This window comes from Pandoraea iniqua (assembly GCF_902459685.1).
Lineage (GTDB): Bacteria > Pseudomonadota > Gammaproteobacteria > Burkholderiales > Burkholderiaceae > Pandoraea > Pandoraea iniqua.
On sequence record NZ_CABPSF010000001.1, the window covers coordinates 808,766 to 825,584 of the forward strand.

The window sequence follows — 16,819 nt, forward strand, 5'->3', positions numbered from 1 at the left end:
GGAGACCGACGTGAACCAGCCCGTGCAGATCCAAGTGAATGGCCGCCAGTACCGGCTGCCGCAACAGCCCACCGTCATCGTGTGTGTCGACGGTTGCCAGTTCGAATATCTCGAAGCGGCCGCCAAGGCGGGTGTCGCGCCGTACCTCAAGCACCTGCTCGCCGATGGCGCGGTGTTTCAGGGTGACTGCGTGGTGCCGTCGTTCACCAACCCGAACAATCTGTCCATCGTGACCGGCGCCCCCCCGGCCGTGCATGGCATCTGCGGCAACTACTTCTACGACCCGACCGCCGACGGCGGCAAGGGTGCCGAAGTCATGATGAACGACCCCGCCTACCTGCGCGCCGGAACGGTGCTGGCAGCCGCGGCGGACGCTGGTGCCAAGGTCGCAGTCGTCACCGCCAAAGACAAACTGCGCAAGCTGCTCGGTCACCGGATGACGGGCATCTGCTTCTCGTCGGAGAAGGCCGATCAGGTCACGCTCGCCGAGAACGGCATCGAAGACGTGTTGGGTCTCGTGGGCATGCCCGTGCCGGATGTCTACAGCGCAGAACTTTCCGAGTTCGTGTTCGCAGCGGGTGTGCGCTTGCTGGAAACGCGCCACGTCGATCTGATGTACCTGTCGACCACCGACTACGTGCAGCACAAGTGGGCCCCGGGCACCGAAGGCGCCAACGCCTTCTACGCGATGATGGACAAGTACCTGCGCCGCATGGACGAACTCGGCGCCGTCATCGGCCTGACCGCCGATCACGGCATGAACGCCAAGCACGATCCGAAGACCGGCCAGCCCAACGTGATCTATTTGCAGGACTTGCTCGACGACTGGCTCGGCAAGGGCGTGGCTGAAGGCGGGGCGCGCGTGATTTTGCCGATCACCGATCCGTATGTCGTTCACCACGGTGCGCTGGGTTCGTTCGCCACCATCTACCTGCCGCGCGATATCGACCGTGACGCCATCCGCAAGCGCATCGCCGCGTTGCCGGGTCTCGAAGTGGTGCTGACCAACGCCGAAGCGTGCGCGCGTTTCGAACTGCCGCCCGATCGTGTGGGCGATCTCGTGGTCGTGAGCGATCAGTCGGTGGTGCTCGGCACGAGCGCCAGCCGTCACGATCTGACCGGGCTGACGGTGCCGCTGCGCTCGCATGGCGGTATCTCCGAACAGACCGTGCCGCTGCTGTTCAATCGCAAGACCGAAGGCATTCCGGGCAAGGCGCGACTGCGCAACTTCGACATTCTCGACGTCGCGCTTAACCACGTCTGAAACCACGTCTGAAACCACGTCTGACCCGAAGCTGAACTACGCCGGCACCCCGACCAGTTTGAATAAGCTGTGGAGAACCCCATGAACGCGCCGCACAAGCTGCATCCCGAGTTTCGCGCCGAAGCCCTGCGCATCGGCGGAGAGAAAGTGACCCGCGAACGGATCATCGAAGTCTTCAACCCGTACACGGGCGATCTGGTCGGCACGGTGCCCAAGGCATCGCTCGACGACGTGCGCCGCGCCTTCTCGATTGCCAAGCAGTACCGCTCGAAGCTCACCCGCTTCGAGCGCGCCAACATTCTCGACAAGGCCGCCGCGCTGCTGCGTGAGCGCACGGCCGAAGCCGCCGCCATCATCACGATGGAGTCGGGGCTCTGTAAGAAAGACGCGGTGTACGAAATCGGCCGCGTCGCCGACGTGCTCGGCTTTGCCGCAGGCGAAGCGCTGAAAGACGACGGTCAGGCCTTCTCGTGCGATCTCACGCCGCACGGCAAGAAGCGCCGCGTGGTGACGCAGCGCGAGCCGCTGCTGGGCGCGATTTCGGCCATCACGCCGTTTAATCATCCGATGAATCAGGTGGCGCACAAGGTCGCGCCGTCGGTGGCCACCAACAACCGCATGGTGCTCAAGCCGTCGGAGAAGGTGCCGCTCTCGGCCTTCTATCTCGCCGATACGCTGTATGAAGCGGGCTTGCCGCCGGAAATGCTGCAAGTGATCACGGGCGATCCGATGGAGATTGCCGACGAGATGCTGACCAACGAGAACATCGACATGATCACCTTCACCGGTGGCGTGTCGATCGGCAAGTACATTGCGTCGAAGGCCGGTTATCGCCGCATCGTGCTGGAGCTGGGCGGCAACGACCCGCTGATCGTGATGGAAGATGCCGACCTCGATCGCGCGTCCGATCTCGCCGTGCAAGGCTCGTACAAGAATTCGGGTCAGCGCTGTACCGCCGTCAAACGCATGCTCGTGCATCGCGACATCGCGGCGCAGTTCACCGAAATGGTCGTGGAGAAAACGCGCGCATGGAAATACGGTGACCCCAGCGACGGCAACAACGACATGGGTACCGTCATCGACGAAGGCGCCGCACGACTGTTCGAAGCGCGCGTGAACGAAGCGGTGGCGCAGGGCGCCCGGTTGCTCGTGGGCAACAAACGCGAAGGCGCGCTGTACTCGCCGACGGTGATCGACCGCGTCGACCCGAAGATGACGGTGGTGCGCGAAGAAACCTTCGGGCCGGTGTCGCCCATCATCACGTTCGGCAGCATCGACGAGGCCATTGCGATTTCCAACGGCACGGCGTTCGGCCTGTCGTCGGGCGTCTGTACCAACCGCCTCGACTACGTCACGCGCTTCACCGACGAGTTGCAGGTCGGCACGGTCAACGTCTGGGAAGTGCCGGGCTACCGCATCGAGCTGACGCCGTTCGGCGGCATCAAGGATTCGGGTCTGGGCTATAAAGAAGGGGTGCAGGAAGCGATGAAGAGCTTCACCAACACCAAAACCTTCACGTTGCCGTGGGGGGCATGAGGCGGGGCGTGAAGTGACGTTCGGGGTGGTGCGGGGCGTGTCGGCGGGGTCAATCCTGCCGGTGGCGCTCCCGCTGTCACCCTTACGCAACAAGGCTTAGCAGAGTCGGCGCAAAAATTGTGACAAATTCATGACACGATTGTTGCGCCCGTCATTTTGGTGTACGGTGTACCGATTGGGGATACGCATGACGCGTGAACTTCATACGCATCCCGACGCCAGTTTTGATCTGACGCGGGATGCCTGTATGGCAAACCAGTGGTCGCGTCATGCCGGCGGCGCAGGGCGCTGCCCGTCCCGTCGACAACAAGATCACGGAACACTGGCATGCTGACACTGCTCAACCTTCTCTCCGGCGTAGCGATGCTGATCTGGGGTACGCATATCGTGCGTACCGGGGTCCTGCGCGTCTACGGCGCCGATCTGCGGCGCATTCTGTCCCACAGCATTTCGAATCGCTTTCTGGCCTTCGCGGCCGGCGTGCTCGTGACCGGTCTGGTGCAGAGCAGCAACGCGACCGCGCTTATCGTCTCGTCATTCGGGGCGCAGGGGCTGATTGCATTGGCACCCGCGCTCTCGATCATGCTCGGGGCCGACGTCGGCACGGCCATCATGGCGCGGATCCTGACGTTCGATCTGCACTGGCTCTCGCCGCTGCTTATCTTCTTCGGCGTCATCTTTTTCCTTTCACGCAAACAGACGCGCGCAGGGCAGCTCGGGCGCGTGTCGATCGGTCTTGGTCTCATCATTCTTGCGTTGCAACTGATCGTCGGCGCGACCACGCCCATGACGCAGGCCGCGGGTGTGAAGGTGCTGTTCGGCTCGCTCACTGGCGACGTGATGCTCGACACCCTGATCGGCGCGCTGTTCGCGATGATCTCGTATTCGAGTCTGGCGGCCGTGCTGCTGACCGCCACGCTGGCGTCGTCGGGTGTGATCTCGTTGAAGGTCGCGCTGTGCCTCGTGATCGGTGCCAATCTGGGCAGCGGCATGCTGGCCATGCTGACCTCGGCAGGCCAGAACGCGGCCGGGCGCCGTGTGGTGTTCGGCAGTCTCATCTTCAAGCTGATCGGCTGCCTGATCGTGCTGCCGTTCGTCGACTACGCACCGCTGCTGGTGAGCTGGTTGTCGGACCAGCCGGCGCAGGCGGTCGTGAACTTCCACGTCATCTACAACTTGATTCGCTGCGTGGTCTTCCTCGCGTTCACCGAGCCGATGGCGCGCCTTTGCGTGCGGCTGCTGGCCGAGAAGCCCGAAGCGGATACCAGCGCGCGGCCCCGCCATCTGGACGAGAGTGCGCTGTCGATGCCGTCGGTGGCCTTGGCCAACGCCACGCGCGAGACGTTGCGCATGGGCGACATCGTCGAGCAGATGCTCAACGGGCTGCTCGAAGTCATCCGCAGCAACGATGTGGTGCGGGCGCGCGAGACGCGGCGGATGGACGACGACGTCGACCATCTCTACACGGCGGTGAAGATGTATCTCACGCGGGTGTCGCGCGAGAACCTGAGCGAGCCGGACAGCCGCCGCTGGACCGACATCATCTCGCTCACGATCAATCTGGAACATGCCGGCGACATCATCGAGCGCATGGTGACCGAGGTCGAAGAGAAGAAGATTTCGCACAAGCTGTCGTTCTCCGAGGCAGGCTTGCAGGAGATTTGCGACATGCATGCGCGGCTCGTGACCAACCTGCAACTTGGCTTGTCGGTGTTCCTGAACGGCGACCTCAAGAGCGCACAGCGCCTGATGACCGAGAAGGAAAGCTTCCGCGATCTGGAGCGGGCGTATTCGTACACTCACTTGAATCGTCTGGCGGGTCAGTCGGTGCAGAGTATCGAGACGAGTTCGCTGCACCTGGACATCATCAGCGACATGAAGCGCTTGAATTCGCTGTTCTGCTCCACGGCGTACACCGTGCTCGATGACGCCGGAGCGCTGCGCAAGAGCCGCATGCGCGACAAGCCGAAGGAAGTGAAGGAAACCAAGACGCCGAAGGAAACGAAGGTGTCGAAGCTGGCGGCGTTTGCCGATGTCGCGACGGCGGCCGCCCCATCGGATTCACGCGACGACAACGAGAGTTCACACGATGGCCCTGAGCCTGCCGGACATCCGCACCCTGTTCGATAAATTCGGTTCGCTGGCTTACAGCGGCGAGCCTGTCACCCAGTTGGAGCACGCGCTGCAAAGCGGCGCGTTAGCGCAGAGCGAGGGCGCCGACGAGGCGCTCGTCGCCGCCAGCTTTCTCCACGATCTCGGCCATTTGCTCAATCTTCAGGGCGAGACGCCCACCGAGCGCGGCATCGACGATCTGCATCAGTACTACGCCCTGCCTTTCCTGCGGCCGCTGTTTAGCGATGCCGTGCTCGAGCCGATTCGGTTGCACGTCGACGCCAAGCGTTGCCTGTGCGCCGTCGATCCCGAGTACTTCAGCCAACTCTCTGTCGATTCGGTGCGCAGTCTTGCGTTGCAGGGCGGCGTGTTCAACGACGACGAGGCCAAGACGTTTCTCGCGCGCGACCATGCGGAAGCCGCCATGCGGCTGCGCCGCTGGGACGACCGTGCGAAAGTCGCCGGCATGGAGACGCCGTCGCTCGATCACTTCATGAAGGTGCTGGAGCGCGTCACGATTCAGTGACGCTTGGGCGAGGGAGGCGATGCCGCGCCGGAGGGTCAGGCGCGGCATGCAGTGAAGCGAGCTTGAAGAGTGGACGACTGCTGCGATCAGCGCGGCAGTTTCGCCCGCCAGCCGGCAGGCACACAACGCAGGGCCAACGCGCGCGACGGCTGCCAGAACACCGACAGCAACAACAGGGCGGCGCCCACGACGACGGCGACCACCGGCAAGCCATTCGCATCGGAAGCGGTCACCAGCACCTTCATGATCGCGCTGATCACGTACAGCAGCGACGAGAGCATGAGCGCGCGACGGTCGATCACGAGCGACACCACCGTCAGCACCAGAAACACCGCAATGGCCGCGATCGGATGCTCCGGCATCAGCGTCCAGAAGATCGGGTGCGTGACCATGCACGCCGCGACCAGATGCAGCCAGAACGCGACATCCGAGCGAATCGTCACGCGTTGCGGGTCCTGCGCATCCCAGCGCAGCGCCCACGCGAAAATTGCGAGCCCCACGATCACGCTGGCCACCAAGATCCACTCAATGAAGTTCTCCCGGAGCACGAGGATGTGGAACCACGTGGTGGCGACGATGCCGGCGACACCGAACGCAATCGCGACCGGCACCCGAAAGCGCCACCAGTAGAGCGCGGCACCGGCAGCGGTGAAAATGGCCGTGCCACCGAGCGTGAACCAGCTCATCGATTGCCGCACGCCACTGATGTCATGCGTCACGAGCGACGCATTGCCGAAGCCGATCATCGCCACTGCGCTGATAAAACCGAAGCTGAAACACAGCGCGGGCAGCGCCATGCGGCGGCGTCGCACGAAAATCTCGGACAGGCCCCACGTGATGGCGGCGGAAATCAGCATCTGCAACGTCGCCGGCAGCGAGGTCGTCAGCCACCCGGTGCCGAACGACAGCAACCACGCCGCGACCACCACGAACACGTCATTGAAGCTCGTTACCAGCCGAAGCGGTTCGTCGTCGACGCGTTGCTGCGGCAGCGCCGGGTCCATCGCGTCGCGCGAGGGCGGCACGGATGCTGACGGGGAAGGGGATGAAGCGGAGGACGTCGGAAGGTCGGGGGTCGTCATGTGCGGCCAGATCGGTGAAAGTGACGAGCAGTGTAACTGCGCTACGCATTCGCCGGCCGACATTGGACGCAACACTCAGGTTTCACACAGCATCATTCAGCGATCATTCAGCGATCACTCCGCCATATCGCAATGACCTATCGCGAATGTGCCGCCCGGGGCGAGGCACATTCGCGATGCAGGCGGGGCGATACTCACACCTTCGCCGCGCACGGACACACGACGATTACCCTGCGAGTGCCGTCGCTTCGATCTCGACGGCCACGCCATGGCTGAGTGCCGGCACCGGCACGACGGCGCGCGCAGGCTTTGCGTCACCGGCCCATGCCGTATAGACCTCGTTGAACGGTCCCCAGTCGTCGACATTCGTGATGTACACGCGCACTTGCACCAGCCGTTCGATACGGGTGCCGCAGGCGGTGAGAATGGCGGCGACGTTATCGAGTGCCTGCTTCGCCTGCACGGCAAACGGTGCGCCGACGAGCCGCTCGCCTTCCGGCGTGATCGGCAGCTGTCCCGAGACGAACACAAAGCCGTTGGCGCAAACGCCATGTGAATAGTGACCACGCGGCGGTTGCAGCGTGGGGACATTCACTTCTTCGATACCGCGTTCCAGCGCACTCATACAGCCTCCCCGAGGGTAAGTTTGGCGAACCTTGCCAGATCGATGTTGCCGCCGGACAGAATGATGCCCACGCGCTTGCCTTTCACATCCAGCTTGCCTTGCAGCACAGCGGCGGCGGCGAGGCAGCCGGTCGGCTCGACCACGATCTTCATGCGGCTCGCGAAGAATTTCATCGTTTGCACAAGTTCGTCGTCGGTCACGGTCAGGATGTCGTCGACCAGCGAGCGAATCACCGGGAACGTGTAGTTCCCCAGATGCTGCGTCTGCGCGCCATCGGCAATCGTGCGCGGCGTCTCGATGTGCACGATCTTGCCGCTGCGAAAGCTCTGCTGCCCGTCGTTACCGGCCTCCGGTTCCACACCGTAGATGGCAATGTTCGGATTGAGCGCACGGGCTGCGACGGCACAGCCCGACAGCAGGCCGCCACCGCCGAGACACACGACGAGGATGTCGAGCGTGCCGACGTCTTCGATCAATTCCTTGGCGGCGGTGCCTTGGCCGGCCATCACGTGCGGATGATCGTACGGCGGAATCAGTGTCATACCGCGCTCGGTCGCCAGACGCGTGGCGAGCGCTTCGCGGTCTTCCTTGTAACGGTCGAAGAGCACGACTTCCGCGCCATAACCGCGCGTGGCGTCGATCTTCATTTGTGGGGCGTCTTGCGGCATCAGGATGACCGCTGCCACGCCCAGCTCACGCGCGGCGAGGGCAATCGCCTGCGCGTGGTTGCCCGACGAGAAGGCCAGCACACCACCGCGCTTCTGTTCTGCCGTGAACTGCGAAATGGCGTTGTAGGCGCCACGGAACTTGAACGCGCCCATGCGCTGGAAGTTCTCGGCCTTGAAGAACAGTTGCGCGCCGGTCATTGCATCGGCCGTGCGCGAGGTGAGTACTGGGGTGTGGTGTGCGGCTTCGCGAATCCGGTCATGGGCGGCCGCGACATCGCCGTACGTGATCGCCAGTTGAGGAGCAGTCATGATGTGCCTTTCGGGTCGGAGAGGTAGGTGTAGACGGTCGAGCGGGCCACGCCCAATGCGCGCGCGATTTCCGCGTGGGCATGGCGCAGATCGAGCAGCCCGCGCGCTTCGATCATGCGGATGGCGTCGCGGCGCTGGGCCAGCGTGAGCCCTTGCGGCGTGGTGTTGCGCTGCGCGGCAAAGTCGGTGATGAGCGGGCCGATGTCGTCGAGCCGGCGCGTGGCGAGCGTCTCGCGCACGGGCGCCGGCGACGCGGTCTGAATGTTCACCAGTTGCTGCACGCTGGCGGCGGCCGCCGCGAGCATCGAGATATCCATGTTCAGGCAGATGGCGGCGACGTACTCGCCGCCGCTGTTCTTCAAGCCGATGGAGGTGCTTTTGGCCGGGCGCCCGTCGGGGAAACGGTTCGCGTAATTGGCGATGACTTCGGGGAATGCGGGGTCGGCAATGCGTGCGAGCCCCATCTCGGTGACGGCGTCGCCGGGCTGACGGCCTGACAGATTGTTGGCGATCGCCACGATGGCGTGATCGGGGTCGGTCAGGTCGTGCAGCACCACTTCGACAAGCGGCGCAAACGTCTGGCCGAGCGCCTCGACGATCTTGCGACCTTCACGCAATAGCAATGCGTTCTCGTCGCGCTTGCCCGTACCGGGGGATTTAGTGGATTTCATGATTTGACATTATGTCACTCGGTGACGAAATGTCAAATTCGGCGAAAACAGGATTTGCCGGGTTGTTCGCCGTCAGGGCGAGGTTGTCTCTATGTCAGATGCGGCGTCTTCGCCATCGATAGCCTCCTCAAAGACACCGTCGAGATAGCTGGCGTAGCGGTCTTGCAAATACTTGAGCGAAGAGGCTTTGTCTACTTGCACTTCGAGTTTGTCCTGAAAGAACTTCAGCCGGGCGCGATTCTCGTCGAGCACCTGTGCCCATGTCTTGGCGTAGATCGACAGGTTGTCCTTCGTATGAATCAATCCAGCCTCGTCTTGCACGCGATGTTCAGTGTAGGCGGCCAAGTCATCGCTGATAATCCAAAACAGCCAAGTGGTACCGACTTGTTTGAACCGAGGGTCGTTCATTACCGAAAAGGCATAACTCTCGATCTGCATGACCTCAGGGGCTGAGATAGCCACCTTGGGCGCTTTTAGCTCCACGACAAGATGCGTTAATTGATTCACGCGATGTTGCTTTGTCGCTTTCGACAGCATCAGATCGACGATGCCGCGGGTTTGAGAGATGTGCTTGACCGGTGCGTCGATGACGACGTCGGGATCGAGCATCTTCCGGTGAGCAATCAACACTTGGGTGAGCGATTCGTCGTCCACGGCAAGACTGAATTCTTCGCCGAACAGCCAGCAGTTCTGCGCAATGATCCGGTGCAGTTGCGACCGTTCCTTCAAACGTTTTCTCGGTGCCGCGTCGAACAACACGGCTTCAAGCCCTGTCAGGAATTTCAGCCGGTCTGACACGATCCGGGCCGCGCCGATGATCGAGGAAAGTGACGTGTCCCGTAACAGGCGGGCCAACTCGTCACGTTGACGCTTGGGCAACTTCAGCACCTCATCGAGGATGACTTGTAGTTCGTCGGGGCTTTTCTCGATCGCTTGCCGAAGCATGCGAAGCTGGAACGCTTTGTTTCTGATTTGGGTTGTGCCGAAGTCGGGCAGGTGCCGGGCGACGTTGACTGCGACGATGTCGAAGACCTGCCGTTCGACGCGTTCGACCGGTGTAACCGCGTCGCCCGCAAACGGATAGACCTGTTCATCCTTCCATGCTTCGACCACGGTTCGGGCTTCTTCTGCCGCGCGCGTGCGGAAATAATCCTTGATGAGCTGCTGCGCTTCGTCGATTGCGGCAACGATCGGTGGTTGCATTTCCGCCAGTTCAACGGTGCCGTCCGTCTGCGCCATGCCAAGAAAAGGAGAGCACAGGTAGGCGGAGAACTGAAATGGGCCGATGTGGAATCGCCGGTCGACCTGAACCAAGGGGAAACGTTGGTCGTTACAGAGATAGAGCGCCCTGTTGGCCGCGCTCTTCCATTCGACGACATGCAAACGAACCCAGTGCTCAAGGCCACCGATGCGGATGTCTGCGAGAGTGAATGTCTTGCGGCTGGCGATTGCCATGCCGGCGTCGATGGATTTTCCATCGAGAATAATGGCCGCTCTGCCCTCGTAGTCGGCAAGGAATAGCGCGAAGATCTCCGTCAATTCCTGCCGGCCTGCCTCGGAGGTGAACGTGCGGTAATCCTTGAGCGGCTCACCGATGGTGAGCGTGACGCCGGGCTTTGCCTTGCCGGTGACATCCACCTCGTCGCTGATGTTCACATGACGAATGTCGTGCGACGTCATCCGGATGCGGTACGACCACAGCCTGCCATCGCGCTCGTAGACGACGGCCCATTCAGCAGACGCGCCGATGGCAAATGCCTTGAACCGCCCACGCCCTTCCTGACCATGCAGAAAGCGTCCCGAAGCGGTCTGTGCGCCGGGTTTCTTCCACGAACCGCCGAGACGTCGAAAATAGGTCGGCGCCTCTGCCCGAGGAATGCCGTGGCCGTCATCCGTGACGGCAACGGCACGCAGTGTCTCGAGATCGTTGTATTCGAACGAGATGTCCACCGTCGACGCATCGGCATCGAAGGCATTCCACAGGAGTTCGGCGAGTGCCTGAATGGGCCTTGCCCGAGTGATCTTCTCGAGGAAATCCGGTTGCACCTCGACCGGGTACTGATCTGCCATGCGCGCCCCCTTCATAACGATCGACTCGCGATCACTTCACCAATTGGTTCGGGGAGATTCTATGGCGGGTGCGGTGGTGATCGTCATCGACGGTCGGCGGCGGGCGCGTGGAAGACGCGCGGAATTGCCGAGCAAAAGCGTGGGTAGAAACCCCATTTTCGGGGTGTTTCCGGCAAATTGACCTGAATCACGAGGTGCTTGAAAGTGCGGCTGGAGTGCTGGGCATTTTCAGAACATGACCATCGAACACGCCCATCCGTATCGATCGAAAGTGACACGCATGGGCGAAGTATCCGGGGGCCGGCATCAGACCAACTGCTTCTCTGCCAGCTCGCTCTTGAGATAGCCGTAATAGATCGGTGCGGCGACCAGCCCGGGCAGGCCGAAGGCGGCTTCCATCACGATCATGGCGAGCAGCAGCTCCCATGCGCGCGATTGAATCTGCGTGCCGACGATGCGCGCGTTGAGGAAGTATTCGAGCTTGTGAATCACGATCAGGAACACCAGCGACGCGATCGCCACGTAAAGCGACACCGACAGGCTGAGCACCACGATAAACGTGTTCGAGATCAGGTTGCCCACCACCGGCAGCAGGCCGACGACGAACGTCACCACGATCATCGACTTGCGCAGCGGCACGTGAATGTCGAACAGTGGCAGCACGCCCAGCAAGAAGATCGCCGTGAAGACCGTGTTGATCGCCGAGATCTTCAACTGCGCGAAAACGATGCGCCGGAACGCATCGCCGAAGCGCGTGACGCGTCGCGAGAGCGCGGCCGCGAGCGGTTGCATGTGCTGCACCGGTTGAATCGACGAGAGCGCCACGAGCGCGCCCAGCACCAGCCCCACGATGATATGCACCATCGCGTTGAGCGCTTCCTTGCCGACCAGCGACATCTCCTGCGTGTGATCTTTCAGAAAGCCCGTCACCGCCTGATGAATGTCGTCGCTATCGGCGGGCAGCCGGTCGGTAATCCACGACGGCAACTGCGTGCGCGCCTGTTCCACCGCTTCCATCATGCGGCCGTTGATGTGTTGCAGATGCCCGGCGTCGCTGCGAAAGAACGTCACGACACCGAAGATCAACGCCGTCATCAGCGCCACGATAATCGCCGAGAGCAGCGCGACGGCAACCAGCCGTGCGCGCTCGCTCGAAATACGCAGTTGCAGGCGCGGCCCGAGCACGTGCACGAGTTGGAAGACGATCATGCCCGCAAGCACAGCCGAGAGCAGGTGAATGCTCAGAATCATCCACAGTGCCGCAGCGGCGAAAATGTAGCTTGTCAGTTCGACCCAGAAGGCTCGATCCGTTTTCCAGCCAGAACGCGGTTCCATGCGTTGACGTCCTTGTCAAAATCCCTGCGCTGAACTTGCGCTCACGCGCTGCGTTTGAGCAGCGGCGCGAGATACTTGCCGGTGAAGCTCGCCTTGCTGGCCGCCACGTCCTCAGGCGTGCCCTGCGCGATGATCTGCCCGCCGCCTGCTCCGCCTTCCGGTCCGAGATCGATCACCCAGTCGGCCGTTTTGATCACGTCGAGATTGTGCTCGATGATGACCACGGTGTTGCCCTGATCGCGCAGCCGGTGGATGACGGTGAGCAACAGCTCGATATCGTGGAAGTGCAGACCGGTCGTCGGTTCATCAAGGATATACAACGTTCGGCCGGTATCGCGCTTGGAGAGTTCCAGCGACAGCTTCACACGCTGCGCCTCACCGCCTGAGAGCGTGGTGGCCGACTGGCCGAGGCGAATGTAGCCGAGGCCCACGTCCAGCAACGTCTTGAGCTTGCGCGCGACCACAGGCACGGGTTTGAAGAACTCATGCGCCTGTTCGACCGTCATGTCGAGCACTTCCGAGATATTGCGCCCTTTGTACTGCACTTCGAGCGTTTCGCGGTTGTAGCGCTTGCCATGGCACACGTCGCACGGCACGTACACGTCGGGCAGGAAGTGCATTTCGACCTTGATGACGCCGTCGCCCTGACAGGCTTCGCAACGGCCACCCTTCACGTTGAACGAAAAACGCCCCGGGTCGTAGCCGCGTTCCTTGGCGGCCGGCACACCGGCGAAGAGTTCGCGAATCGGTGTGAACAGGCCCGTGTACGTCGCCGGGTTCGAGCGCGGCGTGCGGCCGATGGGCGACTGATCGACGTTGATGACCTTGTCGAAGTGTTCCAGCCCCTCGATCTGCTCATACGGCGCAGGTTCGGCCTGCGAGCCGTAAAGATGCCGCGCGACGGCGTGATAGAGCGTGTCGTTGATCAGCGTGGACTTGCCCGAGCCCGACACCCCCGTCACACAGGTCAGCAAACCGACCGGCAGGTCGAGACTCACGTGCTTCAGGTTGTTGCCGGTGGCGTCGATGATGCGCAGACGGTCTTCGCCCGGCGCGCGGCGCTCGTGAGGCACTTCGATGCGGCGTGCGCCCGACAGATATTGCCCGGTGAGCGACTCCGGCGAGTTTTCGATCTGCTGCGGGCTGCCCTGCGCAATCACCGTGCCGCCGTGCACACCGGCACCCAGCCCCATGTCGACGACGTAGTCGCTCGCGAGAATCATGTCCTCGTCGTGTTCCACCACGATCACCGAGTTGCCGAGGTCGCGCAGATGCTTGAGCGTGCCGATCAGACGATCGTTGTCGCGTTGATGCAAGCCGATCGACGGCTCGTCGAGCACGTACATCACGCCGGTGAGGCCCGAGCCGATCTGCGACGCCAGCCGGATGCGCTGTGCTTCGCCGCCCGAGAGCGTGTCCGCGCTGCGTTCCAGCGAGAGGTAGTCGAGGCCGACGTTATTCAGGAACGACAGCCGTGCGACGATTTCCTTCACGATCTTGTCGGCGATCTCGCGCTTCGAGCCGTGCAGCACGAGTTCGTGGAAATAACCGAGCGTTTCGCGCAGCGGCAGATTGCCGATCTCATAGATCGCGCGCGCCTGCGGGCCTTCGCCTACTTTGACGAAACGGGCCTCGCGGCGCAGCCGGCTGCCTTCGCAATCGGGGCAGGCGCGGTTGTTCTGGTACTTGGCGAGTTCTTCACGCACGGCGACCGAGTCGGTCTCGCGATAGCGGCGCTCGAGGTTCGGGATGATGCCCTCGAACTCATGCTCGCGCACCGACGTGCGGCCTTTCTCGTTGACGTAGGTGAACGGAATGGTCTGCTCGCCCGAGCCGTACAGCACGATCTTCTGCGTGTCTTCCGGCAATTCCTCGAACGGCGTATCCACGTCGAAATCGTAGAACGCAGCGAGGCTTTGCAGCATCTGGAAGTAAAACTGGTTGCGGCGATCCCAGCCCTTGATCGCGCCCGAAGCGAGTGACAGAGCGGGGAAACCGACCACGCGCTTCGGATCGAAGAACGTCATCTGTCCCAACCCGTCGCACGTCGGGCAGGCGCCCATCGGGTTGTTGAACGAGAACAGGCGCGGTTCGAGTTCCTGCAACGAGTACGAGCACACGGGGCAGGCGAACTTCGAGCTGAAGACGTGCTCTTTGCCGGTGTCCATCTCGAGGGCGATAGCGCGGCCATCGGCCAGACGCAGTGCCGTCTCGAACGATTCGGCGAGGCGTTGCTTGAGGTCCGGGCGCACCTTCACGCGATCGATCACCACGTCGACCGAGTGCTTCTCCGTCTTTTTGAGCTTGGGCAGCGCCTCGATGTCATAGACGCGGGCAGTGCCTTCGTTGGCCGCGCCGCCGCCCGAGCGGATACGAAAACGCACGAAGCCCTGTGCCTGCATCGACTCGAACAGATCGGCGTGTTCGCCTTTGCGGTCGACGACGATCGGCGCGAGGATCATCAGCTTGGTGTCTTCGGGCAGCGCGAGCACGGCATCGACCATCTGCGCAACATTCTGCGACTGGAGCGGCAGGCCGTGATCGGGGCAGTGCGGGGTGCCTACGCGGGCGTAGAGCAGGCGCAGGTAGTCGTGAATCTCCGTGACCGTGCCGACGGTCGAGCGCGGGTTGTGCGAGGTGGCCTTCTGTTCGATAGAGATCGCCGGCGAGAGGCCTTCGATCAGATCGACGTCCGGTTTTTCCATCAATTGCAGGAACTGCCTGGCGTAAGCCGACAGGCTCTCGACGTAGCGGCGCTGACCTTCGGCGTAGAGCGTGTCGAAGGCGAGCGACGACTTACCCGAACCGGACAGGCCGGTGATCACCACAAGCTGATGACGGGGCAGGTCGAGATTGACGTTCTTGAGGTTGTGGGTACGAGCCCCACGAATACGAATGGTTTCCATTGACGGTTCCGGAGTCGTCGCCGATGAACCCGCGCGGCGAATTGTCGCGGGAGCGGGTTCCGGCCCCCAAGAGCCCTGGTTTCCCGGGTCGTCAGGCCACGCCGGCACGGCGAAGCCGGGCATCGGCACAACAGGCGGCGGGAGCGGTCGGGCGGACCGCAGGGGGGAAATCCGGGCGGCTAAACCTGCTAATATACCTAAGTTTGATTTCTGGGGCAGAACCTGCTGATCGCACAGTGCGGGCGGGTTGCCAACGTGGGGACAGATGGGGACGAACGGCCCGATTACCAGAGGCACGCCCCGCCGCAGCGCGACATACCGTGCGACATGCCGCCCGACATCGGGCAGATGGCCCCCGAGAGGGCCGTGCACGGGTGGTTTCGCAGCGCCGTGATCGAGCAGTCGAGCAGGCAATTCATCAGATCAACCCGAGGCTGGACGAGCTTTTTCATCTCTCAGGACGTAATGTCTACCGATTCCGTGACTTCCGCATCCCCTGCCACGACGAGCGGCCGTGGTGGCCGCATGACTCCGCTAGAAGTGCGCGCGAGTGCATCGCTGGCGAGCATTTTCGCGCTGCGCATGCTTGGCCTGTTCCTGATCATGCCGGTGTTCTCTGTCTTTGCGCAGACGATTCCCGGCGGCAACAACACCTTTCTCGTCGGGCTGGCCATCGGCATCTACGGCCTGACGCAGTCGCTGCTGTACATCCCGTACGGCTGGGCGTCTGACCGGCTGGGGCGCAAGCCGGTCATCATTTTCGGCCTGATCGTGTTCGCGATCGGCTCGCTGATTGCCGCGCTGGCCCATGACCTGACGTGGATCATCATCGGGCGGGCAGTGCAGGGCGCGGGCGCGATTTCGTCGGCCGTGATGGCCTGCGTGGCCGACCTGACGAGCGACGCCAACCGGACCAAGGCGATGGCGATGATCGGTGGCAGCATCGGCGTGTCGTTCGCCGTGGCCATCGTGTGCGCGCCGTTCCTGTATCACTGGCTGGGCATGAGCGGGCTGTTCTCCGCCATCGGCATTCTGGCGGTGGTCGCGATCTTCGTCGTGCTGTGGGTGGTGCCCACGCCGCCGGTGCACGCCAAGGCTGGCCCCGCACCGTTTTCCGAAGTGCTGCACAACCCGGAGCTGCTGCGCCTGAACTTCGGCGTTTTCGTGTTGCATGCGACGCAGACGGCACTGTTCGTGGCGATGCCGCGCATGCTCGTGGCGGCAGGCCTGCCGGTCGCACAACACTGGGAGATTTATCTGCCGGTGATGGGGCTGTCGTTCGTGGCGATGGTGCCGGCGATCATTGCGGCGGAAAAGCGCGGCAAGATGAAAATGGTGCTGCTGTCGGCGATTGCGCTGGTCGCGATTGCGCAGTTGGCGCTGGGCGGATTGCCGCCGACGGTGGCCGTGATTGCGGTCGTGCTGTTCGTTTATTTCCTCGGCTTCAACGTGCTGGAAGCCTCGCAGCCGTCGCTGGTGTCGAAGCTGGCGCCGGGGCAGCGCAAGGGCGCGGCGGTGGGCGTCTACAATACGACGCAGGCGCTGGGACTGTTCTGTGGCGGCGCACTAGGGGGTTTTCTTATGACCCACTACGGTCAGAACGCAATATTCCTGACTTGTGCAGCGGGTGCTTTCGTGTGGCTTATAATCGCCGCACCGATGAGGCCTCCTGCGCCTCGTCAATCCTGAGCGGATTTCAGCAATTCCGGAGAAAG

General features: G+C 62.5%; 12 protein-coding genes. 5 read left to right on the top strand and 7 right to left on the bottom strand.

The window, feature by feature from the left end:
• Positions 1–10: 10 nt before the first annotated feature.
• The 4 genes from phnA (at position 11) to PIN31009_RS03610 (ending at position 5,438) form a co-directional block, all read left to right on the top strand.
• Positions 11–1,264 carry a phosphonoacetate hydrolase gene (gene phnA, locus PIN31009_RS03595; RefSeq protein ID WP_150789311.1) on the top strand — a complete coding sequence of 418 codons (1,254 nt, stop codon included), beginning with the start codon at positions 11–13 and terminating at the stop codon, positions 1,262–1,264.
• 81 nt (positions 1,265–1,345) lie between these two features.
• A complete protein-coding gene (gene phnY, locus PIN31009_RS03600; protein ID WP_150683021.1) occupies positions 1,346–2,800 on the top strand; it encodes a phosphonoacetaldehyde dehydrogenase in 1,455 nt (484 codons plus the stop codon).
• 327 nt (positions 2,801–3,127) lie between these two features.
• A complete protein-coding gene (locus PIN31009_RS03605) occupies positions 3,128–4,930 on the top strand; it encodes a Na/Pi cotransporter family protein (RefSeq protein ID WP_150683022.1) in 1,803 nt (600 codons plus the stop codon).
• The gene (locus PIN31009_RS03610; RefSeq protein WP_150789312.1) at positions 4,890–5,438 is read left to right on the top strand and encodes a phosphonate degradation HD-domain oxygenase; all 549 of its coding nucleotides are present in this window, start codon (positions 4,890–4,892) and stop codon (positions 5,436–5,438) included. The genes PIN31009_RS03605 and PIN31009_RS03610 overlap by 41 nt, the downstream gene beginning before the upstream one ends.
• An 86-nt stretch (positions 5,439–5,524) precedes the next feature.
• On the opposite strand, the gene PIN31009_RS03615 is transcribed toward PIN31009_RS03610, so the two are convergent.
• The 7 genes from PIN31009_RS03615 to uvrA form a co-directional block, all read right to left on the bottom strand.
• Entirely contained in the window at positions 5,525–6,520 is a 996-nt protein-coding gene (locus PIN31009_RS03615) for a hypothetical protein (RefSeq protein WP_150789313.1), read from the bottom strand.
• Between the two features lie 226 nt (positions 6,521–6,746).
• Positions 6,747–7,145 carry a RidA family protein gene (locus PIN31009_RS03620; protein WP_058377180.1) on the bottom strand — a complete coding sequence of 133 codons (399 nt, stop codon included), beginning with the start codon at positions 7,143–7,145 and terminating at the stop codon, positions 6,747–6,749.
• The gene (locus PIN31009_RS03625) at positions 7,142–8,122 is read right to left on the bottom strand and encodes a threo-3-hydroxy-L-aspartate ammonia-lyase (protein ID WP_150789314.1); all 981 of its coding nucleotides are present in this window, start codon (positions 8,120–8,122) and stop codon (positions 7,142–7,144) included. Before PIN31009_RS03625 ends, PIN31009_RS03620 begins: the two co-directional genes overlap by 4 nt.
• Positions 8,119–8,793 carry a helix-turn-helix transcriptional regulator gene (locus PIN31009_RS03630; RefSeq protein ID WP_150789315.1) on the bottom strand — a complete coding sequence of 225 codons (675 nt, stop codon included), beginning with the start codon at positions 8,791–8,793 and terminating at the stop codon, positions 8,119–8,121. The genes PIN31009_RS03625 and PIN31009_RS03630 overlap by 4 nt, the downstream gene beginning before the upstream one ends.
• Positions 8,794–8,865: 72 nt before the next feature.
• Positions 8,866–10,863, bottom strand: a complete 1,998-nt coding sequence (locus PIN31009_RS03635; RefSeq protein WP_174996927.1) for an ATP-binding protein — start codon at positions 10,861–10,863, stop codon at positions 8,866–8,868.
• Positions 10,864–11,169: 306 nt separating this feature from the next.
• Positions 11,170–12,198, bottom strand: coding sequence for an AI-2E family transporter (locus PIN31009_RS03640; protein ID WP_087689812.1), 1,029 nt, complete (start codon positions 12,196–12,198; stop codon positions 11,170–11,172).
• A gap of 41 nt (positions 12,199–12,239) precedes the next feature.
• A complete protein-coding gene (gene uvrA, locus PIN31009_RS03645) occupies positions 12,240–15,104 on the bottom strand; it encodes an excinuclease ABC subunit UvrA (RefSeq protein WP_150789317.1) in 2,865 nt (954 codons plus the stop codon).
• A gap of 525 nt (positions 15,105–15,629) precedes the next feature.
• On the opposite strand from uvrA, the gene PIN31009_RS03650 reads away from it, so the two are divergent.
• Complete coding sequence (locus PIN31009_RS03650) at positions 15,630–16,793, top strand: MFS transporter (protein WP_150683028.1); 1,164 nt, start codon at positions 15,630–15,632, stop codon at positions 16,791–16,793.
• The last annotated feature ends 26 nt before the right edge of the window (positions 16,794–16,819 follow it).

What these genes read in the sequence shown, in the direction of transcription:
- PIN31009_RS03605 (WP_150683022.1), top strand. Translation starts at nt 3,128, where the DNA reads ATGCTGACACTGCTCAACCTTCTCTCCGGCGTAGCGATGCTGATCTGG.
- uvrA (WP_150789317.1), bottom strand. Translation starts at nt 15,104, where the DNA reads ATGGAAACCATTCGTATTCGTGGGGCTCGTACCCACAACCTCAAGAAC.
- PIN31009_RS03615 (WP_150789313.1), bottom strand. Translation starts at nt 6,520, where the DNA reads ATGACGACCCCCGACCTTCCGACGTCCTCCGCTTCATCCCCTTCCCCG.
- PIN31009_RS03620 (WP_058377180.1), bottom strand. Translation starts at nt 7,145, where the DNA reads ATGAGTGCGCTGGAACGCGGTATCGAAGAAGTGAATGTCCCCACGCTG.
- PIN31009_RS03630 (WP_150789315.1), bottom strand. Translation starts at nt 8,793, where the DNA reads ATGAAATCCACTAAATCCCCCGGTACGGGCAAGCGCGACGAGAACGCA.
- PIN31009_RS03640 (WP_087689812.1), bottom strand. Translation starts at nt 12,198, where the DNA reads ATGGAACCGCGTTCTGGCTGGAAAACGGATCGAGCCTTCTGGGTCGAA.
- phnY (WP_150683021.1), top strand. Translation starts at nt 1,346, where the DNA reads ATGAACGCGCCGCACAAGCTGCATCCCGAGTTTCGCGCCGAAGCCCTG.
- PIN31009_RS03635 (WP_174996927.1), bottom strand. Translation starts at nt 10,863, where the DNA reads ATGGCAGATCAGTACCCGGTCGAGGTGCAACCGGATTTCCTCGAGAAG.
- PIN31009_RS03625 (WP_150789314.1), bottom strand. Translation starts at nt 8,122, where the DNA reads ATGACTGCTCCTCAACTGGCGATCACGTACGGCGATGTCGCGGCCGCC.
- PIN31009_RS03610 (WP_150789312.1), top strand. Translation starts at nt 4,890, where the DNA reads ATGGCCCTGAGCCTGCCGGACATCCGCACCCTGTTCGATAAATTCGGT.
- PIN31009_RS03650 (WP_150683028.1), top strand. Translation starts at nt 15,630, where the DNA reads ATGACTCCGCTAGAAGTGCGCGCGAGTGCATCGCTGGCGAGCATTTTC.